The following is an 18,429-nucleotide window of genomic DNA, read 5'->3' as shown; positions in this document are numbered from 1 at the left end:
CGGGCGTTCCGGCGGCTTGCGGGAGATACAGCCGTGCGCATGGCATGGATTATCCTGACGGTATTCGTGGTCGTTTTTACCGCTGTCCTTGTGATCGCCAATGTGCGATGGCAGGCCAAGACGGAGGATCTGGCTGCGCGGGCCGGCGCCTCGCTCGCCGGGGCCCCGGCCTTCTTCAACATATCCGAGCTCGAAGGCCTGCCCGAGCCTGTGCAGCGCTACTTCCGGGCCGTCCTCCCGGAGGGCCGGCCTGTGATCCGCCGTGCACGGCTGAAGCAGGATGGCGAATTCCTCGTCCGGCCCGAATCGAACCGGTGGATTCCCTTCCGGGCCGAACAGACAGTGGGTGTGAACCCCGCGGTCTTCGTGTGGGACGCCCGCATGGCCATGGTTCCGGGAATCGATATCCGGGTACGGGACGCCTTTGCCGCCGGACACGGGTCCATGCACGCGAGCATCCTGGCTCTGATACCCCTGGTTACCGCGGAGGGTACGCCGGGCATCGCCGTCGGAGCCCTGCAGCGCTACCTGGCCGAGGCCGCCTGGTTTCCGACCGCTCTCCTTCCTTCCCAGGGTGTCTCCTGGACGGCCATCGACGCCTCGAGTGCGAGGGCAACCCTGGATACATCCGGTGTCAAGGTTTCTCTTGTCTTCCGCTTCGGTGACGACGGCCTGATCCGGAGCGCTTATGCCCCGGATCGGCCGCGCAGCGTCGGCGGCCGGGAAGTTCCCACGCCCTGGGAGGGCCGCTGGCTGGAATACGGAATCCTGGGGGAGATGCGCGTGCCCGTTCGCGGGGAAGTGGCCTGGCTGCTTCCGGAAGGGCGGCAGGTGTATTGGAAGGGACGGATCACGGAGGCTCTGTACGAATCATGTCGGAGTGGCGGGACCTGATGCCTGGGAAATGGAAAGGGCCACGGCCAGGAGCGGGGTCAGAACCGTCAGGTACCCGTGAATGGGTCCCCGTCGGATCCTGCTCCAGGCGGTGTGATGAAAAAATAATCCGTGAAGGAATCGAAGCATGACACTGGAAGAACAGATCAACCAGGTTCTGGCGGAGCTCCTGCCGGGCCATCTCGGCATCCGGATCGAGAAAGCCTCAACAGAGGAAGTGGTGGGTTCGCTAGCCGTCGAGGAACAACTGTGCACGTATGGCGGCATCCTCCACGGCGGCTCCGTCATGGCCCTGGCGGATACGCTGGGCGGCGTCGGGGCCTTCCTGAACCTTCCCCCCGGGACACGGACCTCGACGGTGGAATCCAAGACGAACTTCGTCCGGGCCGCGAAGATCGGGACGAAGGTGACGGCGACGAGCCGGCTGGTCCACAAGGGACGGACCCTCGTGCTCTGGCAGACGGAGGTGCGGGACCCGGAAGGAAACCTGTTGGCCCTGGTTTCCCAGTCGCAGATGGTTGTCCCGGACTGAGGGGGGAGGCTGCATGCCGGGCGGGAGAACGGGCGTCCCGTCCATTGCCGGCAGCAGGGATGCTCCGTTCTCCCGCAATCGCCGCGTTATGCGGCCGGACCGGTTGCAAAGCCCTTGGACGGGGGGCCTGTGTCGGCCGGTGTTCCCGCGATCTGGGCGAGGTAGGCAGCGCCGAGCTTCTTCAAGTGATCGCTGACATTGTCGAAATAGTTGAAATGAATCTGCTCTTCGTCGTTGATGGTCTCGAAGAGCTTCATGCTGATGCTGTCCCCGTTTTCCCGGCATACCAGGATGAACTGGTTGTAGGCGTCGATCGTGTCGTCCTCCAGGTTGGAGTTGAACGGGAACACAGCCTCCACCTTCTGGCCTTTCTGCACCTTGGCGGCAAGATCTGTCGTCGGCTCCCCGCCCAGTTCCTTGATCCGCTCCGCGAACATCTCGGCGTGGCGCATCTCGTCGATGGCGATCAGCTTGATCTTGGCCGCCAGTTCCCCGTAGTCCATGTCGTCCAGGTTATAGTGCTGGTTCATATACTGGTGGATGGCCATCAGCTCCATGGACCGTGCCTTGTTCAGGACTTCGATGACCTTCTTCCTGCGCTGTTCCTTGCTGCCCTGTGCCATAAAAGCCTCCTTTCCAGACTGTGTTGGATGATCTTCCGTTGTTGGAGACAAGAACCGCCATTCGTGGTATGCAGTTCCCCCGAACGCGGAGGGAACCGGCGGTTCCCTGGAGATCCAGAACGAAGCGATGCCCACTATACCAAAAAGGGGGTGCAAATGAAAAGAGTCCTGCTGTTGATCGACATTCAGAACGATTACTTTCCCGGCGGCAGGATGGAGCTGGCCGGGAGCGTCGAGGCCGGAGAAAAAGCCGGGCTTCTTCTTGCGGCTTTCCGGAGCCGGGACCTCCCGATAGTCCACATCCAGCATGTGTCGATCCGTCCGGGGGCATCGTTTTTTCTGCCCGACACGGAAGGTGTGCAGGTTCATGCCTCCGTCCGACCACGGGAGGGAGAGACGCTCTTTCAGAAGCATTATCCCAACAGCTTCCGGGAGACCCCCCTGTCGGAGCATCTGCGCCGGATCGGGACCGATCGGCTCATCGTCGCCGGAATGATGACCCACATGTGCGTCGATTCCACCGTGCGGGCCGCCTTCGACCTGGGCTTTGCCTGCAGCCTGGCCCACGACGCCTGCGCCACGCGGAGCCTGTCCTTCGGGAACGTCGCAGTGCCTGCAGAGCTGGTCCATGCCTCCCATGTCGCGGCGCTGCACGGAATCTTTTGCCAGGCCGCCGCCGCGGAAGATCTGCTGGCCGGTCTCTAAGAGAATATCCAAAGGAGGTACTCGATCTTTCATCATGGATGTTGACGATCTGCTCAAAAAAACCCGCGACGGCGCAACCCTGTCCGGAGAGGATCTGGTTTTCCTCCTGGGCCTTCCGCCCGATTCGGCCGACGCGTACCGGGTGCTGGCGGAAGGAAACCGCGTCTCCAGGGAGATCACGGGGAACCGGGCCGAGGTGCACGCCCAGCTGGCCCTGAACCTGGCCCCCTGTCCCTGTGACTGCCTCTTCTGCTCCTTTGCCCAGGTCAACGGCGTCTTCACGGAAGAAACCCGGCTGAGCGCCGAAGAGGCGGTGGCCTATGCCCGGCGGTTCGAGGCCGACGGGGCCAACGCGGTTTACGTCATGACGACGGCCCGGTATCCCTTCGGTCTGTTTCTCGAGGTGTCCCGGGAGATCCGCCGGAGCCTGAAGCCCGAAACGATCCTGGTGGCTAACGTGGGCGACCAGCCTCCGGAACGGGCCATGCAGATCCGGGAGGCGGGATACGCCGGCGTCTATCACGCCCTCCGGCTGCGGGAGGGAGCAGACACCCTGATTCCACCAGCCAGGCGGAAGGAGAGCATCCGCGCGTTCCGGGAGGCAGGGCTTGCCGTGGGAACCTGCGTGGAGCCCCTGGGACCCGAGCACACGAACGAGGAGATCGCGGAGGCCATTCTCTTCACCGCGTCCGTCAAACCCGCTTACAGCGGCGCGGCGCGGCGCATCGCCATCCCGGGGACGGAAATCGCCCGGCGTGGCATGATCAATGAACTCAGGATGGCTCAGATCGTCGCTGTAACAAGGCTTGGCGTTCCCCGGTCGGTTCTGGGCAACTGCACCCACGAGCCCTGCACGCTGGGCGGTCTCGGCGGGGCGAATCTCTTCTGGGCCGAGTCGGGGGCAAACCCCCGGGACACCGAGGAGGCGACGGAGAAAGGCCGGGGCCTGTCGGTTCCGGACTGTCGGAAACTGTTCCATGAATGCGGCTGGGGTGTCCTTGACGGCGTCTCGCGCTATATGAACGGAACCGCCTGAAGGTCTCGACGAAAACAGGGAAAGGAAAGGTGGGTCAAGATGAAGGGAAAGATTCGGTTTCTGGAAGCCATTCTGGTCTCATTCCTTGTTTTCACGGGACTGGCCGCTGCCGTCCCGGCCGGGGCGGCCTGGCCGGAACGGCCCGTGACCCTGCTGGTCGGCTTCGCTCCCGGCGGTACCATGGATCTGAGCGCCAGAGCTCTCGCCCGGGCGGCGGAGAAGGTCCTGGGGAAGCCGGTGGTGGTCGAGAACAAGACCGGCGGAACGGGAACCGTGGCCCTCGCGGCCCTGCTTGCCCAGAAGGCCGACGGCTATACCCTCTGCGCCACGCCCAGCTCGGTCCTGATCCGCGTTTCCCAGATGCAGAGGGTTCCCTTCAAGCCGCTGGCCAGTTTCCGGCCCATCCTCGGTTTCACGACCCCGCAGCTGGGGATCGTGGTGAAGCAGGATGCACCGTGGAAATCCCTGGCGGAGCTGATCGCCTATGCGAAGAAGCATCCCGGCGGGGTCAAGTACGCCACCACCGGTGTGGGAAGCACCACCCACGCCGCGGTGGAGGAGATCGCCGCGCGGGAGAAGGTGCGGATGATCCATATCCCCTACAAGGGCAGCATCGAGGCATTGACGGCCCTTCTGGGCGGACACGTCGACTTCGCCTCCGTGACCTCCGAATTCATCCCCTCCGTGAAGGGCGGCCAGGCCCGCCTGCTGGTCACCATGGGGGAGAAGCGGTCGCCCAAGTTCCCGCGCGTGCCGACAATGAAGGAAGCCGGATATGACTTCACGAACGACGCAGTCTATGCCGTCGTCGCGCCGGCCGGTCTGCCGCCGGAGGTCGCGAAGAAGATCGAGGAGGCCTTCGCCCGGGCCGTTCGGGACCGGGAATTCCTGGAGGCCCTCGACCGGATCGACCTGGTTCCGGCGTATTACGACGCGAAGGCGTTCCAGGAATTCCTGCGGGTTCAGTGGAAGATCATCAACCGGCATCTGACCGCGGCGGGCCTCATCCGGCAGGCGGCTACTCCTCCGGAATAGGAAGCCGTCGGGCCAGGCGGCGGGAGGCGATTTGAGCGACGGGAGCGGGAACATGGGCACCCGGGATCGGATCAGCGGCGTACTCTGGCTGCTCGCGGCCGGTTTTGTCGCTGCGTCGGGCGTGAACCTCGGAATCGGGGCGTACGACGATCCCGGCCCCGGGTTTCTTCCCTTCTGGTCGGGCCTTGTCCTGGCCCTGCTGGCCGTCGTTCTGCTTGTCCTGAGCCTCTGGGACCGGGGGCCGGCGGAGAAGCGGCCGATGACTCTGCCGGGGAGGACCGGCATGGTCGTTGTCACGGCCCTGGCCCTGTACTGCTGGCTGCTGCCCTGGCTGGGCTATCTCGTCGCGACGACGGGACTGATGCTCGTCCTGTTCGGTCTCGGGCACATTAGAATCCGCACGGTCGTCCTCGGTTCCCTGCTGGCGGTCTTCCTGAGCTACGTCCTTTTTCTCCACGTTCTGAAGGTTCCCCTTCCCCGGGGGATTCTTTCCTTCTGATCGCGGAGCCGCGGAGTTGCATCGTTGGACATTCTGAACGGTCTCCTTTACGGCTTTTCCATCGCCACCCAGCCCGGCCACCTCGCCCTGGTTTTCTCCGGCTGTCTCCTGGGGACGCTGGTCGGCATTCTTCCGGGTCTCGGACCGGTGGCGGCGATTTCCATTCTTCTGCCCCTGACGTTTCAGCTTCCGCCGGCCGGGGCGATCATCATGCTGGCCGGGATCTACTACGGGGTGATGTACGGCGGCTCCACCACCTCGATCCTGGTGAACGTTCCCGGAGAGACGGCCTCCGTCGTGACCTGCCTGGACGGCTATCAAATGGCCCGCCAGGGCCGGGCGGGACCTGCCCTGGGGATCGCCGCCTTCGGCTCCTTCATCGCCGGTACGGCCGGCATCGTCGGCCTGCAGCTGATCGCCGGCCCCCTTTCCTCCGTCGCCCTGAAGTTCGGTCCGCCGGAATATTTCGCCATCATCCTCATGGGGTTCACCTTCGTCACGTACCTGGCCCCGGGATCGCCCCTCAAGGCCGGGATCATGGCCGTTCTCGGCCTGGTCCTGAGCGGCGTCGGCCTGGATCCGATCACGTCGGAGCAGCGGATGACCTTCGGGATCCTCGACCTGTTCGAGGGAATCGGGGTGGCCCCCCTGGCCATGGGGCTCTTCGGCGTGGCGGAAGTGCTGAACCGCCTGGAGCAGGCGTCCTTCGGCAGAATCCTGCAGGTGAAGATCCGGAGCCTCTTTCCGGACCGGAAGGACTGGCTGCAGGCCCGGTGGGCCATCGTCCGGGGAACCCTGATCGGGTTCTTCCTGGGCATCCTTCCCGGCGGGGGCCCCGTTCTCTCGACGTTCGTTTCCTATGGCGTGGAAAAGAGAATCGCAAAGGACCCGGAACGATTCGGCCGGGGGGCCATCGAAGGGGTGGCCGCCCCCGAGGCGGCGAACAACGCCGCCGCCTCCACGTCCTTCATCCCGCTTTTCACCCTGGGCATCCCGCCGAATGTCGTCCTGGCGGTCCTGTTCGGGGCCTTCCTTGTTCATGGCATCCAGCCGGGCCCCCTGCTGATCCGCGATCATCCGGACATCTTCTGGGGTGTCGTGGGCAGCATGTACATCGGCAACGTCATGCTGCTCGTCCTGAATCTGCCCCTCATCCCCCTGTGGGTCCAGGTCCTCCGGATTCCGGACCGGATCCTGTATCCGCTGATTCTCCTGCTGTGCGTCGTCGGCGCCTATTCCATCAACAACAGCGTCTTCGACATCGGCGTGATGGTGGCCTTCGGCGTTGCCGGATTCTTTCTGAAACGGGGAGGCTACGAGGCGGCTCCGCTGATCCTGGCGTTCGTTCTCGGACCCATGCTGGAGGTGAACCTGCGCCGGTCGCTGCTGATTTCGGGGGGCGACTTCTCCATCTTCTTCACCCGGCCGATCGCCCTGGGGGCCATGATCGCCTGCGCGCTCCTGCTGGGGCTATCCTTCTTCCGGGTGCGGAAAGGGGTTCCGCCGCGCCGCCGCGCAATAGAAAGGGGGACAGACTGAAGTCTGTCCCCCTTCTCGAGGTTATTTTTTATCCGGCCGATCAGCTTTTCGCCGGGTGGTGGGGATCCTCCCACGACCCTTCGTAGGCCCGGTGAGGCACGTCGGTACCCCGCTTCGTGTAGTGGGTATGCAGGAGCTCGTGGGACTTGTGGCCCAGGGGCTCCTTCAGGAAGACCTCGTAGATCTTCGTGATCGACGGGTTCTCATGAGACTGCCGGAGTTTCTGGACGTCCTTGTCGTCCCGGTAGAGGGCCGAGGAGCGGAGGATGCGGATCTCGTTGTTCGTCGGGATCGGCTCGCCGCCGCCGGCGATGCAGCCGCCGGGGCAGCACATCACCTCGATGAAGGCATAATTCGCCTTTCCCGCCCGGATCAGGTCCATCAGTTTGCGCGCATTGCTGAGGCCATGGGCGACGGCCACCTTCACCTCGCCCAGGGGGCCGACCGTGAGCGCCGCCTCCTTGACCCCTTCCAGACCGCGGACCGGGGTGATGTCGAGGCTCGGCAGGTTCTCACCGGTCACCACCGCGTAGACCGTCCGGAGGGCCGCCTCCATGACGCCGCCGGTGGCGCCGAAGATCGTTCCCGCACCGGTGTACTCGCCCATGGGAGCATCGTAGTCCTCTTCCGGAAGGTTGAGGAAGTCGACGCCCGCCTCCTTGATCATCCGGCCCAGTTCCCGGGTCGTGAGGACGTAGTCCACGTCCCGGAAGCCGCTGGAGTTCATCTCCGGGCGGGAGGCCTCGAACTTCTTGGCGGTGCAGGGCATGATGGAGACGACGACGATGTCTTTCGGGTCGATGCCGGCGATCCCGGCGTAATACGTCTTCGCCAGGGCGCCGAACATCTGCTGGGGCGACTTGCAGGTGGAAAGGTTGTCCAGCAGGTCCGGATAAAAGTGCTCGCAGAACTTGATCCAACCGGGGCTGCAGGAGGTGATCATGGGCAGCGTGCCCCCTTCCTTGACCCGTTTCAGGAGTTCGTTGCCTTCTTCGATGATCGTCAGGTCGGCTGTGAAGTTCGTGTCAAAGACCTTGTCGAAGCCCAAGCGCCTGAGTGCGGCGATCATCTTGCCCGTCACGAGGGATCCCGGGGGGAGGCCGAATTCCTCGCCCAGGGCAGCCCGGATGGCCGGGGCCTCCTGGACGACGACGTGCTTCGTCGGATCCTGGAGGGCCTTCCAGACGTCGTCCACGTCGTCCTTTTCATAGAGAGCTCCCACGGGGCAGGCGAGGATGCACTGGCCGCAGGCGACGCAGGTGGACTCGATCAGGGGCAGGTTGAAGGCCGGTGTTACCCGGACGTCGCTGCCCCGGTAGGACGGCGTCAGAACGCTCACCGACTGGATGGTTTCGCAGACGGTGATGCACCGGTGGCAGTTGATGCACTTGCGGTTGTCCCGGACGATGGACGGGCTGGACCGGTCGATCATGCTTTCCGGGAAAGACTCGGGGACGTCGAACCGCATCGAGCGGACGCCCACCATTTCCGCGACCCTCTGGAGCTCGCAGTTGCCGTTGCGGACGCAGAAGTTGCACTCCTGGGGATGATTGGACAGGAGAAGCTCCACGACCAGCCTCCGGGCGTTCCGGACGCGGTCGGTCGTCGTCTTGACGACCATCCCCTCGCTGACGGGATACACGCAGGAGGCGATCAGGCTCCGCTGGTTCTCCACTTCCACCATGCAGACCCGGCAGGCGCCGGGGGTATGGCCGATCTCCTGCCAGGCGCAGAGCGTGGGGATCCGGACGCCCGCCTTCATGGCGGCGTTCAGGATCGTCGTTCCCGGCTCCACGCTGACTTTTTGATTATCTATGGTCAGAGTTACTTGTGACATGAAATGTCCTCCGTGATGATCTGAATACTGACTCCGGTGAAAGAATTCCTATATTTCCGCGTCGCAGCGCAGGCAGCGGCAGGCTTCCGCGATGGCCAGCTCCCGGGTGAACCCGAGTTCGACCTCGGCGAAAGACGTATTCCGCTGAGCCCCGTGAAGCTCCGGCATCTTCGTCTGCGGCGCTTCATCGGTCTCCTCGTCGATGATGAGGGGAATGTCGATCTTCTCCTCCTCCGGCGCTTCCCAGGCGGGTTCGCCCGCCGCGGTCCGGATGTCGGCGTCGATATCCGCCGCCGCCTGGTGGCCCGCCGCGATGGCGCCGATAACCGTATCGGGCCCCGTGACGGCGTCGCCGCCGGCGTAGAACTTCGAATTCGTCGTCCGGGACTTGCTGTCCTTGGCCAGGTCGTAGCAGTCCCACTTGTTGATGACGACGCCGCTGTCCTTGGGAACGAAGGTCATGTCGGGCACCTGGCCGATGGCCGCCACGACGGCATCCACTGTGAGGGTGAACTGGGAATCTTTTATGGCGACAGGGCGCTTGCGGCCGCTCCGGTCGAAGTCGCCCAGCTTCATGCGCTCGCAGGTGATCCCGCTCACTTTGCCGTCCTTCCCCTCGATTTTCAGGGGGGCGACGAGGTACTCGATCTTGATGTCCTCGTCCAGGGCAGCCGTCACTTCCTCCTCCGCGGCGGGCATGTCCTTCCGCTCGCGCCGGTAGAGGATGGTTACGTCGGCGCCCATGCGCTTGGCGCAGCGCGCGGCGTCGATGGCGGAGTTTCCGCCGCCGATGACGGCCACCTTCGCCCCGAGGGTCTTGGCGCCCTTCATCCAGGCATCTTCATCGAGGTTGAAGGCCCGCAGGAATTCCACACCGCCCCAGACGCCCTGGAGATCCTCTCCCTGGACGTCCATCTTCGTGCTCCGGTGGGCTCCCGTTGCCAGGTAGACGTAATCGAAGTCCTTGCCCAGCTTGTCGAAGGACAGGTCTTTCCCCACCCGGACATTGCATCGGATCTCGATGCCTAGCTGGCGGATGTTGTCGATCTCGCCGTTCAGGATGTTCCGGGGCAGCCGGTAGGAGGGGATGGCCCAGCGCAGCATGCCGCCCGCCTCGGGAAGCTCCTCGAAGACCGTCACGGAGTAGCCCCGGAGCGCCAGGTCCCGGGCGGCCGTGAGGCCTGCAGGTCCGGCGCCGACCACGGCGATCCTCTCCTTCCGGGTGACCGGGACGAGGCTGACCTTGGGCCGCGGGGCGTTGTCGGTGATGAACCGCTTGAGGAACTTGATGGCGATGGGCTCGTCCATCTTGCCGCGGCGGCACTTGGACTGGCATTTGTGGTCGCAGACCCGGCCGCAGACGGAGGGGAAGGGGTTCGTCTTCAGTAGGACCTTGTAGGCGTCCTCGAAGCGCTCCGCCCGGATCAGGCCGATGTAGGCCGGAACGTCCATCCCGATGGGGCAGGTGTTCTGGCACGGGGACTTGAAGAGGGCCGAACAGACGGCCGCCCGGCAGTGCCCGTCGCGGATGTGTTCCTCGTATTCATCCCGGAAGTAGCGGATGGTGCTGAGCACCGGATTCGGCGCCGTCTGGCCGAGACCGCAGAGGGACGCATCCTTGATGATGCCGGCCATCTCCTCCAGGAGTTCGATGTCGCCTTCCTTGCCCTTGCCCCGGGTGATGTTCGTGAGGATCTCCAGCATCCGCTTGGTTCCCTCGCGGCAGGGGGTGCACTTTCCGCAGGACTCGTCCTGGCAGAAATCCATGAAGAACCGGGCCATGTCGACGGCGCAGTTGTCTTCATTCATGACGATGAGTCCGCCGGAGCCCATGATCGCGCCCAGTTCGGCTACCTTTTCATAGTCCACCGGGGCGTTCAGGTGCTGGATGGGAATACAGCCCCCGGAAGGCCCGCCGAGCTGGGCGGCCTTGTACTTCTTGTTCTTGGGAATACCGCCGCCGATGTCGAAAACGATCGTTCCCAGTGGCGTTCCCATGGGGACCTCCACGAGGCCCACGTTGTTCACATCGCCCGTCAGCGCGAAGACCTTGGTCCCTTTGCTCTTCTCGGAACCAACGCCGGCGTACCAGGCGGCGCCCTTCAGGATGATCTGGGCAACGTTGGCAAAGGTCTCGACGTTGTTCAGAACGGACGGCCGCTGCCACAGTCCCGCGATGGCGGGGAAGGGCGGCCGCGGACGGGGCATGCCCCGCTTCCCTTCGATGGAGGTCATCAGTGCCGTTTCCTCGCCGCAGACGAAGGCGCCGGCGCCCTGGTAGATCTCCAGGTTAAAGTCAAAGCCCGTGCCGAGAATGTCCTGTCCCAGGAGACCCATTTCCGTGGCCTGGCCGATGGCGATGTTCAGGCGGTGGATGGCCAGGGGGTATTCGGCCCGGCAGTAGATGTATCCGTGATGGGCGCCGATGGCCTTGGCGGCGATGACCATGCCCTCGAGAACCGCATGGGGATCCGCCTCCAGGACGCTGCGGTCCATGAAGGCACCGGGATCGCCCTCGTCGGCGTTGCAGAGGACATATTTGATGTCGCCGGGGGACGTGGAGCAGAACTTCCATTTCAGGCCCGTGGGGAACCCGGCACCGCCGCGGCCCCGGAGGCCTGAGTCCAGCATGACCTGGACGATGTCCGCGGAGGTCATCTCGGTCAGGGCCTTCGCCATGCCGGCGTAACCGTCCCGGGCGATGTACTCCTCGATCCGCTCCGGGTCGATGAGGCCCCGGTTACGGAGGACCCGCAGCTCCTGCAGGGCGAAGAAGGGGATTTCCTGCATCGTCGGGATGACCGCTTCCGTGGTCGGCTCCCGGTACAGCAGGCGCTCCAGGACGCGGCCCTTCACCAGGTGCTCCTCCACCAGCTCCGGCACGTCCTCCGCTTTGATCATCATATAGATTATGCCCTCGGGGTAGACCACCATGATGGGGCCCTGGGCGCAGAAACCGTTGCAGCCCGTCTCCACCACCTTGATCTCCTCGGCCAGATTGCGCTTCATCAATTCGGCCACCAGGGCCTTCTTGACTGCAAGGCTTCCCGAGGCGTGGCAGCCTGTTCCTCCGCAGAGCAACAAATGTGAACGAAATACTTTCATTGGGTTTCCATCCTCCTTCACGTCAGAGATTCCATCCCGCTATTTCACGATTTCCGCGCCCCGGGCCAGCACGAAGGGTGTCTGGATCTCTCCCTCCAGGACGTGTTTCTTGAATACCTGCCGCATTTTGTTGGCGTTCATATACTCGTATTTGATCGGTTCCTGGCCGATCAGCTCCACCGTGACCAGGGGTTCGCGGCTGCAGAGACCCATGCAGCCCGAGGTGGTAACGGCCACGTCGATGGCGCCCGCCTCTTCGATGGCCTTCATCAGGGCGTCCATGACGTCCCGCGCCCCCGAGGCGATGCCGCAGGTTCCCATGTGCACGGTGATCTTCGCGCGGCGCTCTCCGTCCCGGAGGGCCGTCTCGGCGTGCACCCTCTCCTTGATCTTCTTGAGATCTTCGATCTTCAGCTTTGCCATTTTGCCGTTCCTCGCCTTTGCAAGAGTCTTTTATTCGTAGTGGCTGAGAAGTTCCTTCACTTTGCCGGGCTTGACGCGCCCGTGGACTTCCTCGTCCACGACCACCACCGGTCCCAGGCCGCAGGCGCCGAGACAGCGGACGGATTCATAGGTGAACCGCCGGTCGGGGGTCGTTTCCCCTTCCTTGACGTTGAAGGCCTTCTCGATGGCCTCCGCAATGGCCTTCCCGCCCCGGACGTAGCAGGCGGTGCCGAGACAGACCCGGATGGTATGGCGTCCCTTGGGCGTCATGGTGAAGAAGGAGTAGAACGTCACGACGCCGTATACACGGCTGAGCGGCAGGTTGAGGCCTTCGGCGATTCGTTTCTGGATCCCGATGGGCAGGTATTCCAGGACCATCTGGGCCTCTTCCAGTACAGGAATCAACCCCCCCGGTTTGCCCCTGTACTTCTCGATGATCGCATCGAGTTTCGCGATCTGTTCCTGGGAAAACTCCTTCAACAGTTCTTCGTTACCAAGTTTCATTGATGTGTTATCCTCCTTCCCGTAAACAGGGTCACGCCCCTGCTTCGATTTCCGTTAACCCCTCCTCCACCTGCAGGCGGACCCAGGACAGGATCTCCGGGTGGTTGAGGGGGATGTCCCCGATTTCTTCCCGGATCTCCCGGGTGTCCAGGACAAAATGTCGGCCGTCCCGTTCATGACGGTAAACCAGTTCCGTCTGCGGGTGACCCGTAAGGAGGGTCACCAGGGTTCCGGCAATGTCGCCCAGGGGTTGGCGGTCAATGTGGGTCAGTCCGAATGTAACCCGAACCCTCGTTCCCTCGCCGGGTCGCGACTCCAGGGTCAGTTCGCCCCCGCTCTTCCCGGCCGCCTCCGCCAGCATGGGAAGCCCCAGGCCGACCCGGCGGACTTTTTTGGTCGTATAGAACGGATCCAGGGCTTTTGCGAGGGCTTCTTCCGTCATCCCGGCCCCGTCATCCCGGATCTCCAGCGTCAAGCGGTCCTGCTCCGAATCTTCCCGGACGGCGATCAGGATATGCTTCGCCTCCGCCCGGGTGGAATTTTCCGCGATGTCCAGCACGTGCAGGGAAAGCTCCAGCATCCGGCCTATTCCTCGATGGTTCGTCCTTCCCGTTTCCGGAAGGCCATCGACAACTCCTTCACCGTAACGGCATTCATCTTCACATCCGTCCAGGCCCTCCCGATGTCCCGGATATAATGGGCATCCGAGGAGGTGATGAAGGAGAATTGCTCCAGTTCCGGATAGCGAAGCCGCCCTTCACGGATGCCCGTTTCCGGCGATATTTCCAGTGCGTCGAAAGGGGGACCCGGGACCACGAAACCAAGCTGGCTCAGGATGCTGAAGCTTTCCCGGTCGATGTGGGACGCCACGGCCAGCCCCCCCAGGTCATGGATTTTCTCTACAATCGCCTGAAGCGGGAGTTCCGTGGCCCCGATGAGAAGCCGTTCGCAGAACCCTTCCACCTCGTCCCGGTCGTTGACGATGGCCTGACAACCGAAGAGCCGCTCGTCGTTCCGGCCGGGAAGGTGGCGGTTGATCCATTCCTGGAGCGGAAGCAGCTCCTCCACCATGTCAAAGAGGGCCAGGAGATGGACCTCCTCCCGGCTTGCGACCTCCATTCCCGCCAGCACGGTGAGCGGCGTACCCTCTGCGCATCGCCGGACATGGACGATGTTTTCCGAGGCGTTGTGATCGCAGATGGCCACCGCGTCCAGCCCGACGGACAGGCAGCGCTCGACCAGCTTTCGGGGGTACATGTCCAGTTCCGCGCAGGGCGACAGGCAGGTGTGAACGTGCAGGTCGCAGCGGAAAGCTTTCAGCATGCCCGGATCCCCGAATCTCCGGCAAAAAAAAAGACCATGGGGAAACTCCATGGCCTCACCGGGGATTACCCTCCCCGTACCTTCAGGATTTCGTAAATCTTGCCGGCCGTCTCGAATCCGGACAGGTCCGAAACGAGAATCGGTACGCCTTCCCGGACGGCTTTGTCCAGGGTGTCCCGGGCCGGTTCATTCCCCTGTACCAGGACGATGCCGGCGTGATCCTTGAGACTGGCGACGGCGATGATGTTCTGGTGAACCTGGCGGGTGATCCAGAGGTTGCCTTCACTGCTGTGGGCCATGACATCGCTCAGCAGATCCCCTGTGAATCCTCCCGTCACCTCTCTGTCCAGCAGGTCGGCTCCGTGGCGGACCTTCAAACCCAGAGCCTTTACGATGGTTGCCAAATCCACGATATTCGGTCCTTCTTATATTCCGTCGAAGATCTTGTCGAGCTTGATGACCATTTTCAACTGCGTGCCTTTTCCCACGTCGGAGGAAATGCGGAAAAAATCAGAGAAGTTCTTGATGTTGCACAATCCCATCCCGGCGCCGAATCCCATTTCTCGGATCCGCTGGCTCGCCGTTGACCAGCCCTGCTGCATGGCCAGTTCGATGTCCGGGATGCCATCCCCTTCGTCGATGGCCTCGATCAGGACGTAGTCCGGCTTTACCTGGAGGTAAATAAACCCTTTCCGGGCGTATGAAACGATATTGATTTCAGATTCGTAGGATACGAGAGCCACCCGGCGGATGATCTCGCTGGAGAGCTTCATCCGCTTCAGAATGGCCTTTATCTGACTCGATACCTGCCCGGCCTTGTCGAAATTCCCACCCTCGACGGGGAACTTGTTTTCGTACAGGGTCGTCTCATGAGCGAACACGTTCTTCGTCAACCCTTTCCATGCATCCGACGATTCCCCTCTGATACAGGCGGCCTGCCGTTTCGAAGAGGATGAATTTGGTCGTCAGGATGGGAATCTTCAACTCCTCGGCCAGCGTCAATGTCTCCGGGGAGGGTTTCTTCCCTCGAACGAGAATAATGGCGGCGATGTCCAGCACATCGGACGTCCGGACCACCTGGGGATTCGTCAGGCCCGTCAGGAGAAGGCTGCCGGCCTTGGCAAAGGCAAGGACGTCGCTCATCAGGTCTGCCCCGAAGGCCGTTCGGACGTCCTTGTCCAGTTGTTCCTGTCCGACGAGCACTTCGGCATCCAGGATGTCTTTTACCTCGCGCAGGGTCACAATGCTCTCCTTGGGAGTGTTATTCCGTTTCCGCGGACAGGGATCCGAAAACCTGCGGAAATAGGGTCCAAACCGATGGGACAAGACCGATTACCATAGGCCTTATATGATGTCAACTTGTTTAAGGCATTCAGAAATGCGGCGTTTCGGCGAAAAAACTTTTTGCGTCCCCCGGGCAATTCCGTTAGAAGGGGGGCCATGGAAAACTGGGTGGACCGCTACATGACTTTTCTGTCGGTCGAGAAGGGCGCGTCCCTTCACACCCTGGATGCCTACAGCCGTGATTTGAACCGCCATGTCGACTTTCTGCGCTCCCATGGCAGGGCTGAATGGGTACAAGTTACAACGGACGATATCCTTGCCTTTCTTTCCCATCTGCGGGAAGAGGGAATGAAGGCCCGTTCCGCCAACCGGACCCTGGCGGCCATGCGGGGCTTCTACCGGTTTCTCCTGCGGGAAGGCGCTCGGGAAGAAAACCCCCTGGCGGACATTCACCACGGGAAGATCTGGATGCACCTTCCCGATACGGTATCCCGGCAGGAAATGGAGCACCTTCTCCGCCAGCCGGGCATGGACAGGCCGGAAGCCGTCCGGGACACTGCCATGCTGGAGATGTTTTACGCCTCGGGACTCCGGGTTTCCGAACTGGCGTCCCTGACGCTGGGCAGCATCAACTGGCATGTGGGATACCTGGTGACCTTCGGCAAGGGGGGGAAGGAACGGGTCGTGCCCATCGGGCGAGTCGCCCTGTCGGTCCTGAGGCGCTACGTGGAGGACGTCCGGCCGGGCCTGCTGAAGGGAGGCAACACGGACGTGCTCTTCCTGAACCGGCAGGGACGGGGCCTGAGCCGCCAGGGGCTCTGGAAGCTTGTCCGGCGGTATGCCGACCGGGCTGGAATACGGAAGCGGGTCCATCCCCACACGTTCCGCCATTCCTTCGCCACACATCTCCTGGAGGGCGGGGCGGATCTCCGTTCCGTGCAGCTCATGCTGGGACATGCAGACATAGCGACGACACAGATATACACCCATGTTACCCGGGAACGCCTCAAAGATGTTCACAGCCGGTTTCACCCGCGGGGGAAATGAACGATGAGAAAACCGGGAAGAGAAAGCGGTAGCCGATCTCCCCTTTCGGGGCGGCGGATTGCCCTGGTTGCGGCGGGGATCCTGGTTCTGGGACTCCTCCTTGCCGGCGTGCTCTCCCTGGCCGTTTCCGGGGCCGGAGCCGCGTCGCCCCTCGAGCGGTTCAACGGCTTGGTTTCCTTCTATCTGCTGGGACATCCTCCCCGTGTGTACGGGCTGGAGGGAGAAAAGAACGGATCCTTTTTTACGATCCGCCCCGGTGACCCCCTGGATGTTACCTACCGGGACGAGTTCATCCTCCGGGGGGTCTCGAGCGATTCCCTGGCGGGGCGGGGCATCGACGTCCGCATCGAGGGACTCGAGGAAAAGACGGCCCTGGGCGTGCTGTTCAAAGGGGTTTCCTTTGTGGACCGGCTGACGGCGGGACAAAGGGAGTCCGCAGGGCTCAAGCCCGGAGAAATAGCAATTATATCGGTCATTTACGACGGAAGAACGGTGGCTTCGTTTCCCCTCCGCGCTTCTCTGACCTCGCAGGATTTCCTCCGTTACGCCCGGGCGACCCGGGACAGAACGGAGAAGATCCATTACCTGAAGCAGGCCCTGGCCCTGACACCATCCGATGCGGATGTTCGGCGTGAGCTGGCCGCGGAGTACGAAAGGGCGGGACAGGTTGACGAAGCGGCTTCGGCCTTCGAGGAAATCCTGAAGGTCAAACCCGACGACGAAGGGGCTCTGCTGGCCCTGGCCAGGATCCATCTTGCCCGTAAGGATTTTGTTCAGGCCGCCGACGTATCGGCCCGGGCCGTCAAGGCAAATCCGAAAAGCGCCGCCGCCCGGGCGGCCCTCGCCTTTGCCAGCCAGATGCTGGGGAAGTACGAAGAGGCGGCCCGGCATTACGAGGCGGCGCTCCAGCTGGATCCGAACAATACGGCGGTTCGGTTTCGCCTCGGGGAAGTCTATGAACGGATGAAAAAGCCCGGCAAGGCGGGGGAGCAGTACCGTCGGGTTCTGAACCAGTCGCCCAGAGATCCGGAAGCCGTCCTGGCCCTGGCCCTGGCCAAGCTGAAAGCCGGCGACCACGACGAGGCCATCTACTGGTACAAGGCCTACCTGAAACAGAATCCGAAAAGCGCTGCCGCCTGGGCGAACCTGGGACTGGCCTATGGCGGCAAGGGGCAGGGTAAGGAGGAAATCGGCAGTTATCGGAAGGCCCTCGCCCTGGAGCCGAATAACGCCGTCATCCTCTCCAACATGGCCCTGGCGTATGAAAAGGCGAAGCAGCCCCGGGAGGCCGCCGATGCCTGGCGGAAGGTCCTGAAGATCCGCCCGGGCGATCCCGGCGCGGCATCGAGGCTCGGGGAACTGGCCCTCCGGGAGAAGCGGTATCGGGAGGCGGCTTCCTATTTTGAAGCGGCCCTGAAGGGAAGCGCCCAGAAGGGGCCGCTGCATGCCGCCGCTGCCGCTTCCTACGGAGAGATGAAGCAGTACGGGAAAGCTGTGGAGCATTATGAAAAGGCCTACCGAAACGGAGTCCGGGATCCGGAACTGCTTCTGGGAATGGCCACGGCTTATCAGAAGCTGGGAAAGAGGAAGGAAGCCGAGGCTGCCTTCAACAAGGTGACCGCCTCCGGGGCATCACGGGATGTCCTGGCCCGGGTGGCCGCCGTCCATATGCAGGAAAAGCGCTATGACCGGGCCGCCGGTGTCTACCGGGAGATGGTCCGCCGGTTCCCCGGCAAGGGGCGGTCCTACGCCGGTCTCGGGGACGCCCTGTCCCTCAAGGGCGACCTGGACGGAGCCATCGACGCCTACAGGAAGGCCGTCCGGCAGGATCCGGAGGAAGACAAGGCTTACCTGGGCCTGGGGGCGGCATACGAACGGAAGGGCAACCTGGAAGAGGCCCTGAAGGCTTATCAGAAGGCGTGGGAACTCAATCCGGACCTGGGCCAGGCGGCCCGGAAAGCCCGGGAGATCCGCGTACGCCTGCTGGAAAAAAAGCAGGGATAGAGGATCCCCCGGACGCGA

At 63.0% G+C, this 18,429-nt stretch carries 19 protein-coding genes; 9 read left to right on the top strand and 10 right to left on the bottom strand.

Going from position 1 to position 18,429, the window contains the following annotated elements:
* Nucleotides 1-39 precede the first annotated feature (39 nt).
* Together HPY65_14645 and HPY65_14640 are read left to right on the top strand one after the other, a co-directional pair.
* On the top strand, nucleotides 40-894 hold the full coding sequence (locus HPY65_14645) for a hypothetical protein (GenBank protein NPU85712.1): 855 nt from the start codon (nucleotides 40-42) through the stop codon (nucleotides 892-894).
* A 127-nt stretch (nucleotides 895-1,021) separates the two neighbouring features.
* On the top strand, nucleotides 1,022-1,426 hold the full coding sequence (locus HPY65_14640; GenBank protein ID NPU85711.1) for a PaaI family thioesterase: 405 nt from the start codon (nucleotides 1,022-1,024) through the stop codon (nucleotides 1,424-1,426).
* Between the two features lie 86 nt (nucleotides 1,427-1,512).
* Here HPY65_14640 and HPY65_14635 read toward each other — a convergent pair whose 3' ends face one another.
* Entirely contained in the window at nucleotides 1,513-2,049 is a 537-nt protein-coding gene (locus tag HPY65_14635; GenBank protein NPU85710.1) for a bacterioferritin, read from the bottom strand.
* Nucleotides 2,050-2,205: 156 nt separating this feature from the next.
* Between HPY65_14635 and HPY65_14630 the strand changes: the two genes are divergently transcribed.
* Genes HPY65_14630 through HPY65_14610 form a run of 5 tightly spaced genes read left to right on the top strand, consistent with a single transcriptional unit; the run spans nucleotide 2,206 to nucleotide 6,863 of the window.
* Nucleotides 2,206-2,754, top strand: a complete 549-nt coding sequence (locus tag HPY65_14630; protein ID NPU85709.1) for a cysteine hydrolase — start codon at nucleotides 2,206-2,208, stop codon at nucleotides 2,752-2,754.
* A 34-nt stretch (nucleotides 2,755-2,788) separates the two neighbouring features.
* Nucleotides 2,789-3,790, top strand: a complete 1,002-nt coding sequence (locus HPY65_14625) for a radical SAM protein (GenBank protein ID NPU85708.1) — start codon at nucleotides 2,789-2,791, stop codon at nucleotides 3,788-3,790.
* Nucleotides 3,791-3,829: 39 nt separating this feature from the next.
* Nucleotides 3,830-4,825, top strand: a complete 996-nt coding sequence (locus tag HPY65_14620) for a tripartite tricarboxylate transporter substrate binding protein (protein ID NPU85707.1) — start codon at nucleotides 3,830-3,832, stop codon at nucleotides 4,823-4,825.
* Between the two features lie 52 nt (nucleotides 4,826-4,877).
* Entirely contained in the window at nucleotides 4,878-5,324 is a 447-nt protein-coding gene (locus tag HPY65_14615; GenBank protein NPU85706.1) for a tripartite tricarboxylate transporter TctB family protein, read from the top strand.
* A gap of 24 nt (nucleotides 5,325-5,348) precedes the next feature.
* A complete protein-coding gene (locus tag HPY65_14610; GenBank protein ID NPU85705.1) occupies nucleotides 5,349-6,863 on the top strand; it encodes a tripartite tricarboxylate transporter permease in 1,515 nt (504 codons plus the stop codon).
* A gap of 40 nt (nucleotides 6,864-6,903) precedes the next feature.
* Here the strand turns inward: HPY65_14610 and HPY65_14605 are convergent, their stop codons facing one another.
* The 9 genes from HPY65_14605 to HPY65_14565 form a co-directional block, all read right to left on the bottom strand.
* Nucleotides 6,904-8,700: a 4Fe-4S binding protein gene (locus HPY65_14605; protein NPU85704.1), complete on the bottom strand. Its 1,797-nt coding sequence runs from the start codon at nucleotides 8,698-8,700 to the stop codon at nucleotides 6,904-6,906.
* A 48-nt stretch (nucleotides 8,701-8,748) separates the two neighbouring features.
* Nucleotides 8,749-11,805 (bottom strand): FAD-dependent oxidoreductase, encoded by a 3,057-nt coding sequence (locus HPY65_14600; protein ID NPU85703.1) that lies wholly within the window; start codon nucleotides 11,803-11,805, stop codon nucleotides 8,749-8,751.
* 39 nt (nucleotides 11,806-11,844) lie between these two features.
* Nucleotides 11,845-12,228, bottom strand: a complete 384-nt coding sequence (locus HPY65_14595) for a (2Fe-2S) ferredoxin domain-containing protein (GenBank protein ID NPU85702.1) — start codon at nucleotides 12,226-12,228, stop codon at nucleotides 11,845-11,847.
* A 30-nt stretch (nucleotides 12,229-12,258) separates the two neighbouring features.
* On the bottom strand, nucleotides 12,259-12,753 hold the full coding sequence (locus HPY65_14590; GenBank protein ID NPU85701.1) for an NAD(P)H-dependent oxidoreductase subunit E: 495 nt from the start codon (nucleotides 12,751-12,753) through the stop codon (nucleotides 12,259-12,261).
* 31 nt (nucleotides 12,754-12,784) lie between these two features.
* Entirely contained in the window at nucleotides 12,785-13,333 is a 549-nt protein-coding gene (locus HPY65_14585) for a sensor histidine kinase (GenBank protein NPU85700.1), read from the bottom strand.
* Between the two features lie 5 nt (nucleotides 13,334-13,338).
* Entirely contained in the window at nucleotides 13,339-14,076 is a 738-nt protein-coding gene (locus tag HPY65_14580) for a PHP domain-containing protein (GenBank protein NPU85699.1), read from the bottom strand.
* Nucleotides 14,077-14,141: 65 nt separating this feature from the next.
* Complete coding sequence (locus HPY65_14575; protein ID NPU85698.1) at nucleotides 14,142-14,486, bottom strand: serine kinase; 345 nt, start codon at nucleotides 14,484-14,486, stop codon at nucleotides 14,142-14,144.
* Between the two features lie 15 nt (nucleotides 14,487-14,501).
* The gene (locus HPY65_14570) at nucleotides 14,502-14,849 is read right to left on the bottom strand and encodes an anti-sigma regulatory factor (protein ID NPU85697.1); all 348 of its coding nucleotides are present in this window, start codon (nucleotides 14,847-14,849) and stop codon (nucleotides 14,502-14,504) included.
* A 94-nt stretch (nucleotides 14,850-14,943) separates the two neighbouring features.
* Nucleotides 14,944-15,318 carry a hypothetical protein gene (locus HPY65_14565; protein NPU85696.1) on the bottom strand — a complete coding sequence of 125 codons (375 nt, stop codon included), beginning with the start codon at nucleotides 15,316-15,318 and terminating at the stop codon, nucleotides 14,944-14,946.
* Between the two features lie 198 nt (nucleotides 15,319-15,516).
* Between HPY65_14565 and xerD the strand changes: the two genes are divergently transcribed.
* The gene (gene xerD, locus HPY65_14560; GenBank protein NPU85695.1) at nucleotides 15,517-16,407 is read left to right on the top strand and encodes a site-specific tyrosine recombinase XerD; all 891 of its coding nucleotides are present in this window, start codon (nucleotides 15,517-15,519) and stop codon (nucleotides 16,405-16,407) included.
* 3 nt (nucleotides 16,408-16,410) lie between these two features.
* Nucleotides 16,411-18,411, top strand: coding sequence for a tetratricopeptide repeat protein (locus HPY65_14555; protein ID NPU85694.1), 2,001 nt, complete (start codon nucleotides 16,411-16,413; stop codon nucleotides 18,409-18,411).
* The last annotated feature ends 18 nt before the right edge of the window (nucleotides 18,412-18,429 follow it).

The sequence above is a fragment of the Syntrophaceae bacterium genome, assembly GCA_013177825.1.
GTDB lineage: Bacteria > Desulfobacterota > Syntrophia > Syntrophales > PHBD01 > PHBD01.
This window is presented reverse-complemented; position numbering and strand designations above follow the sequence as displayed.

What these genes read in the sequence shown, in the direction of transcription:
- xerD (NPU85695.1), top strand. Translation starts at nt 15,517, where the DNA reads ATGGAAAACTGGGTGGACCGCTACATGACTTTTCTGTCGGTCGAGAAG.
- HPY65_14615 (NPU85706.1), top strand. Translation starts at nt 4,878, where the DNA reads ATGGGCACCCGGGATCGGATCAGCGGCGTACTCTGGCTGCTCGCGGCC.
- HPY65_14600 (NPU85703.1), bottom strand. Translation starts at nt 11,805, where the DNA reads ATGAAAGTATTTCGTTCACATTTGTTGCTCTGCGGAGGAACAGGCTGC.
- HPY65_14645 (NPU85712.1), top strand. Translation starts at nt 40, where the DNA reads ATGGCATGGATTATCCTGACGGTATTCGTGGTCGTTTTTACCGCTGTC.
- HPY65_14595 (NPU85702.1), bottom strand. Translation starts at nt 12,228, where the DNA reads ATGGCAAAGCTGAAGATCGAAGATCTCAAGAAGATCAAGGAGAGGGTG.
- HPY65_14625 (NPU85708.1), top strand. Translation starts at nt 2,789, where the DNA reads ATGGATGTTGACGATCTGCTCAAAAAAACCCGCGACGGCGCAACCCTG.
- HPY65_14555 (NPU85694.1), top strand. Translation starts at nt 16,411, where the DNA reads ATGAGAAAACCGGGAAGAGAAAGCGGTAGCCGATCTCCCCTTTCGGGG.
- HPY65_14585 (NPU85700.1), bottom strand. Translation starts at nt 13,333, where the DNA reads ATGCTGGAGCTTTCCCTGCACGTGCTGGACATCGCGGAAAATTCCACC.
- HPY65_14580 (NPU85699.1), bottom strand. Translation starts at nt 14,076, where the DNA reads ATGCTGAAAGCTTTCCGCTGCGACCTGCACGTTCACACCTGCCTGTCG.
- HPY65_14590 (NPU85701.1), bottom strand. Translation starts at nt 12,753, where the DNA reads ATGAAACTTGGTAACGAAGAACTGTTGAAGGAGTTTTCCCAGGAACAG.
- HPY65_14635 (NPU85710.1), bottom strand. Translation starts at nt 2,049, where the DNA reads ATGGCACAGGGCAGCAAGGAACAGCGCAGGAAGAAGGTCATCGAAGTC.
- HPY65_14620 (NPU85707.1), top strand. Translation starts at nt 3,830, where the DNA reads ATGAAGGGAAAGATTCGGTTTCTGGAAGCCATTCTGGTCTCATTCCTT.
- HPY65_14570 (NPU85697.1), bottom strand. Translation starts at nt 14,849, where the DNA reads ATGAAGCTCTCCAGCGAGATCATCCGCCGGGTGGCTCTCGTATCCTAC.
- HPY65_14605 (NPU85704.1), bottom strand. Translation starts at nt 8,700, where the DNA reads ATGTCACAAGTAACTCTGACCATAGATAATCAAAAAGTCAGCGTGGAG.
- HPY65_14630 (NPU85709.1), top strand. Translation starts at nt 2,206, where the DNA reads ATGAAAAGAGTCCTGCTGTTGATCGACATTCAGAACGATTACTTTCCC.
- HPY65_14640 (NPU85711.1), top strand. Translation starts at nt 1,022, where the DNA reads ATGACACTGGAAGAACAGATCAACCAGGTTCTGGCGGAGCTCCTGCCG.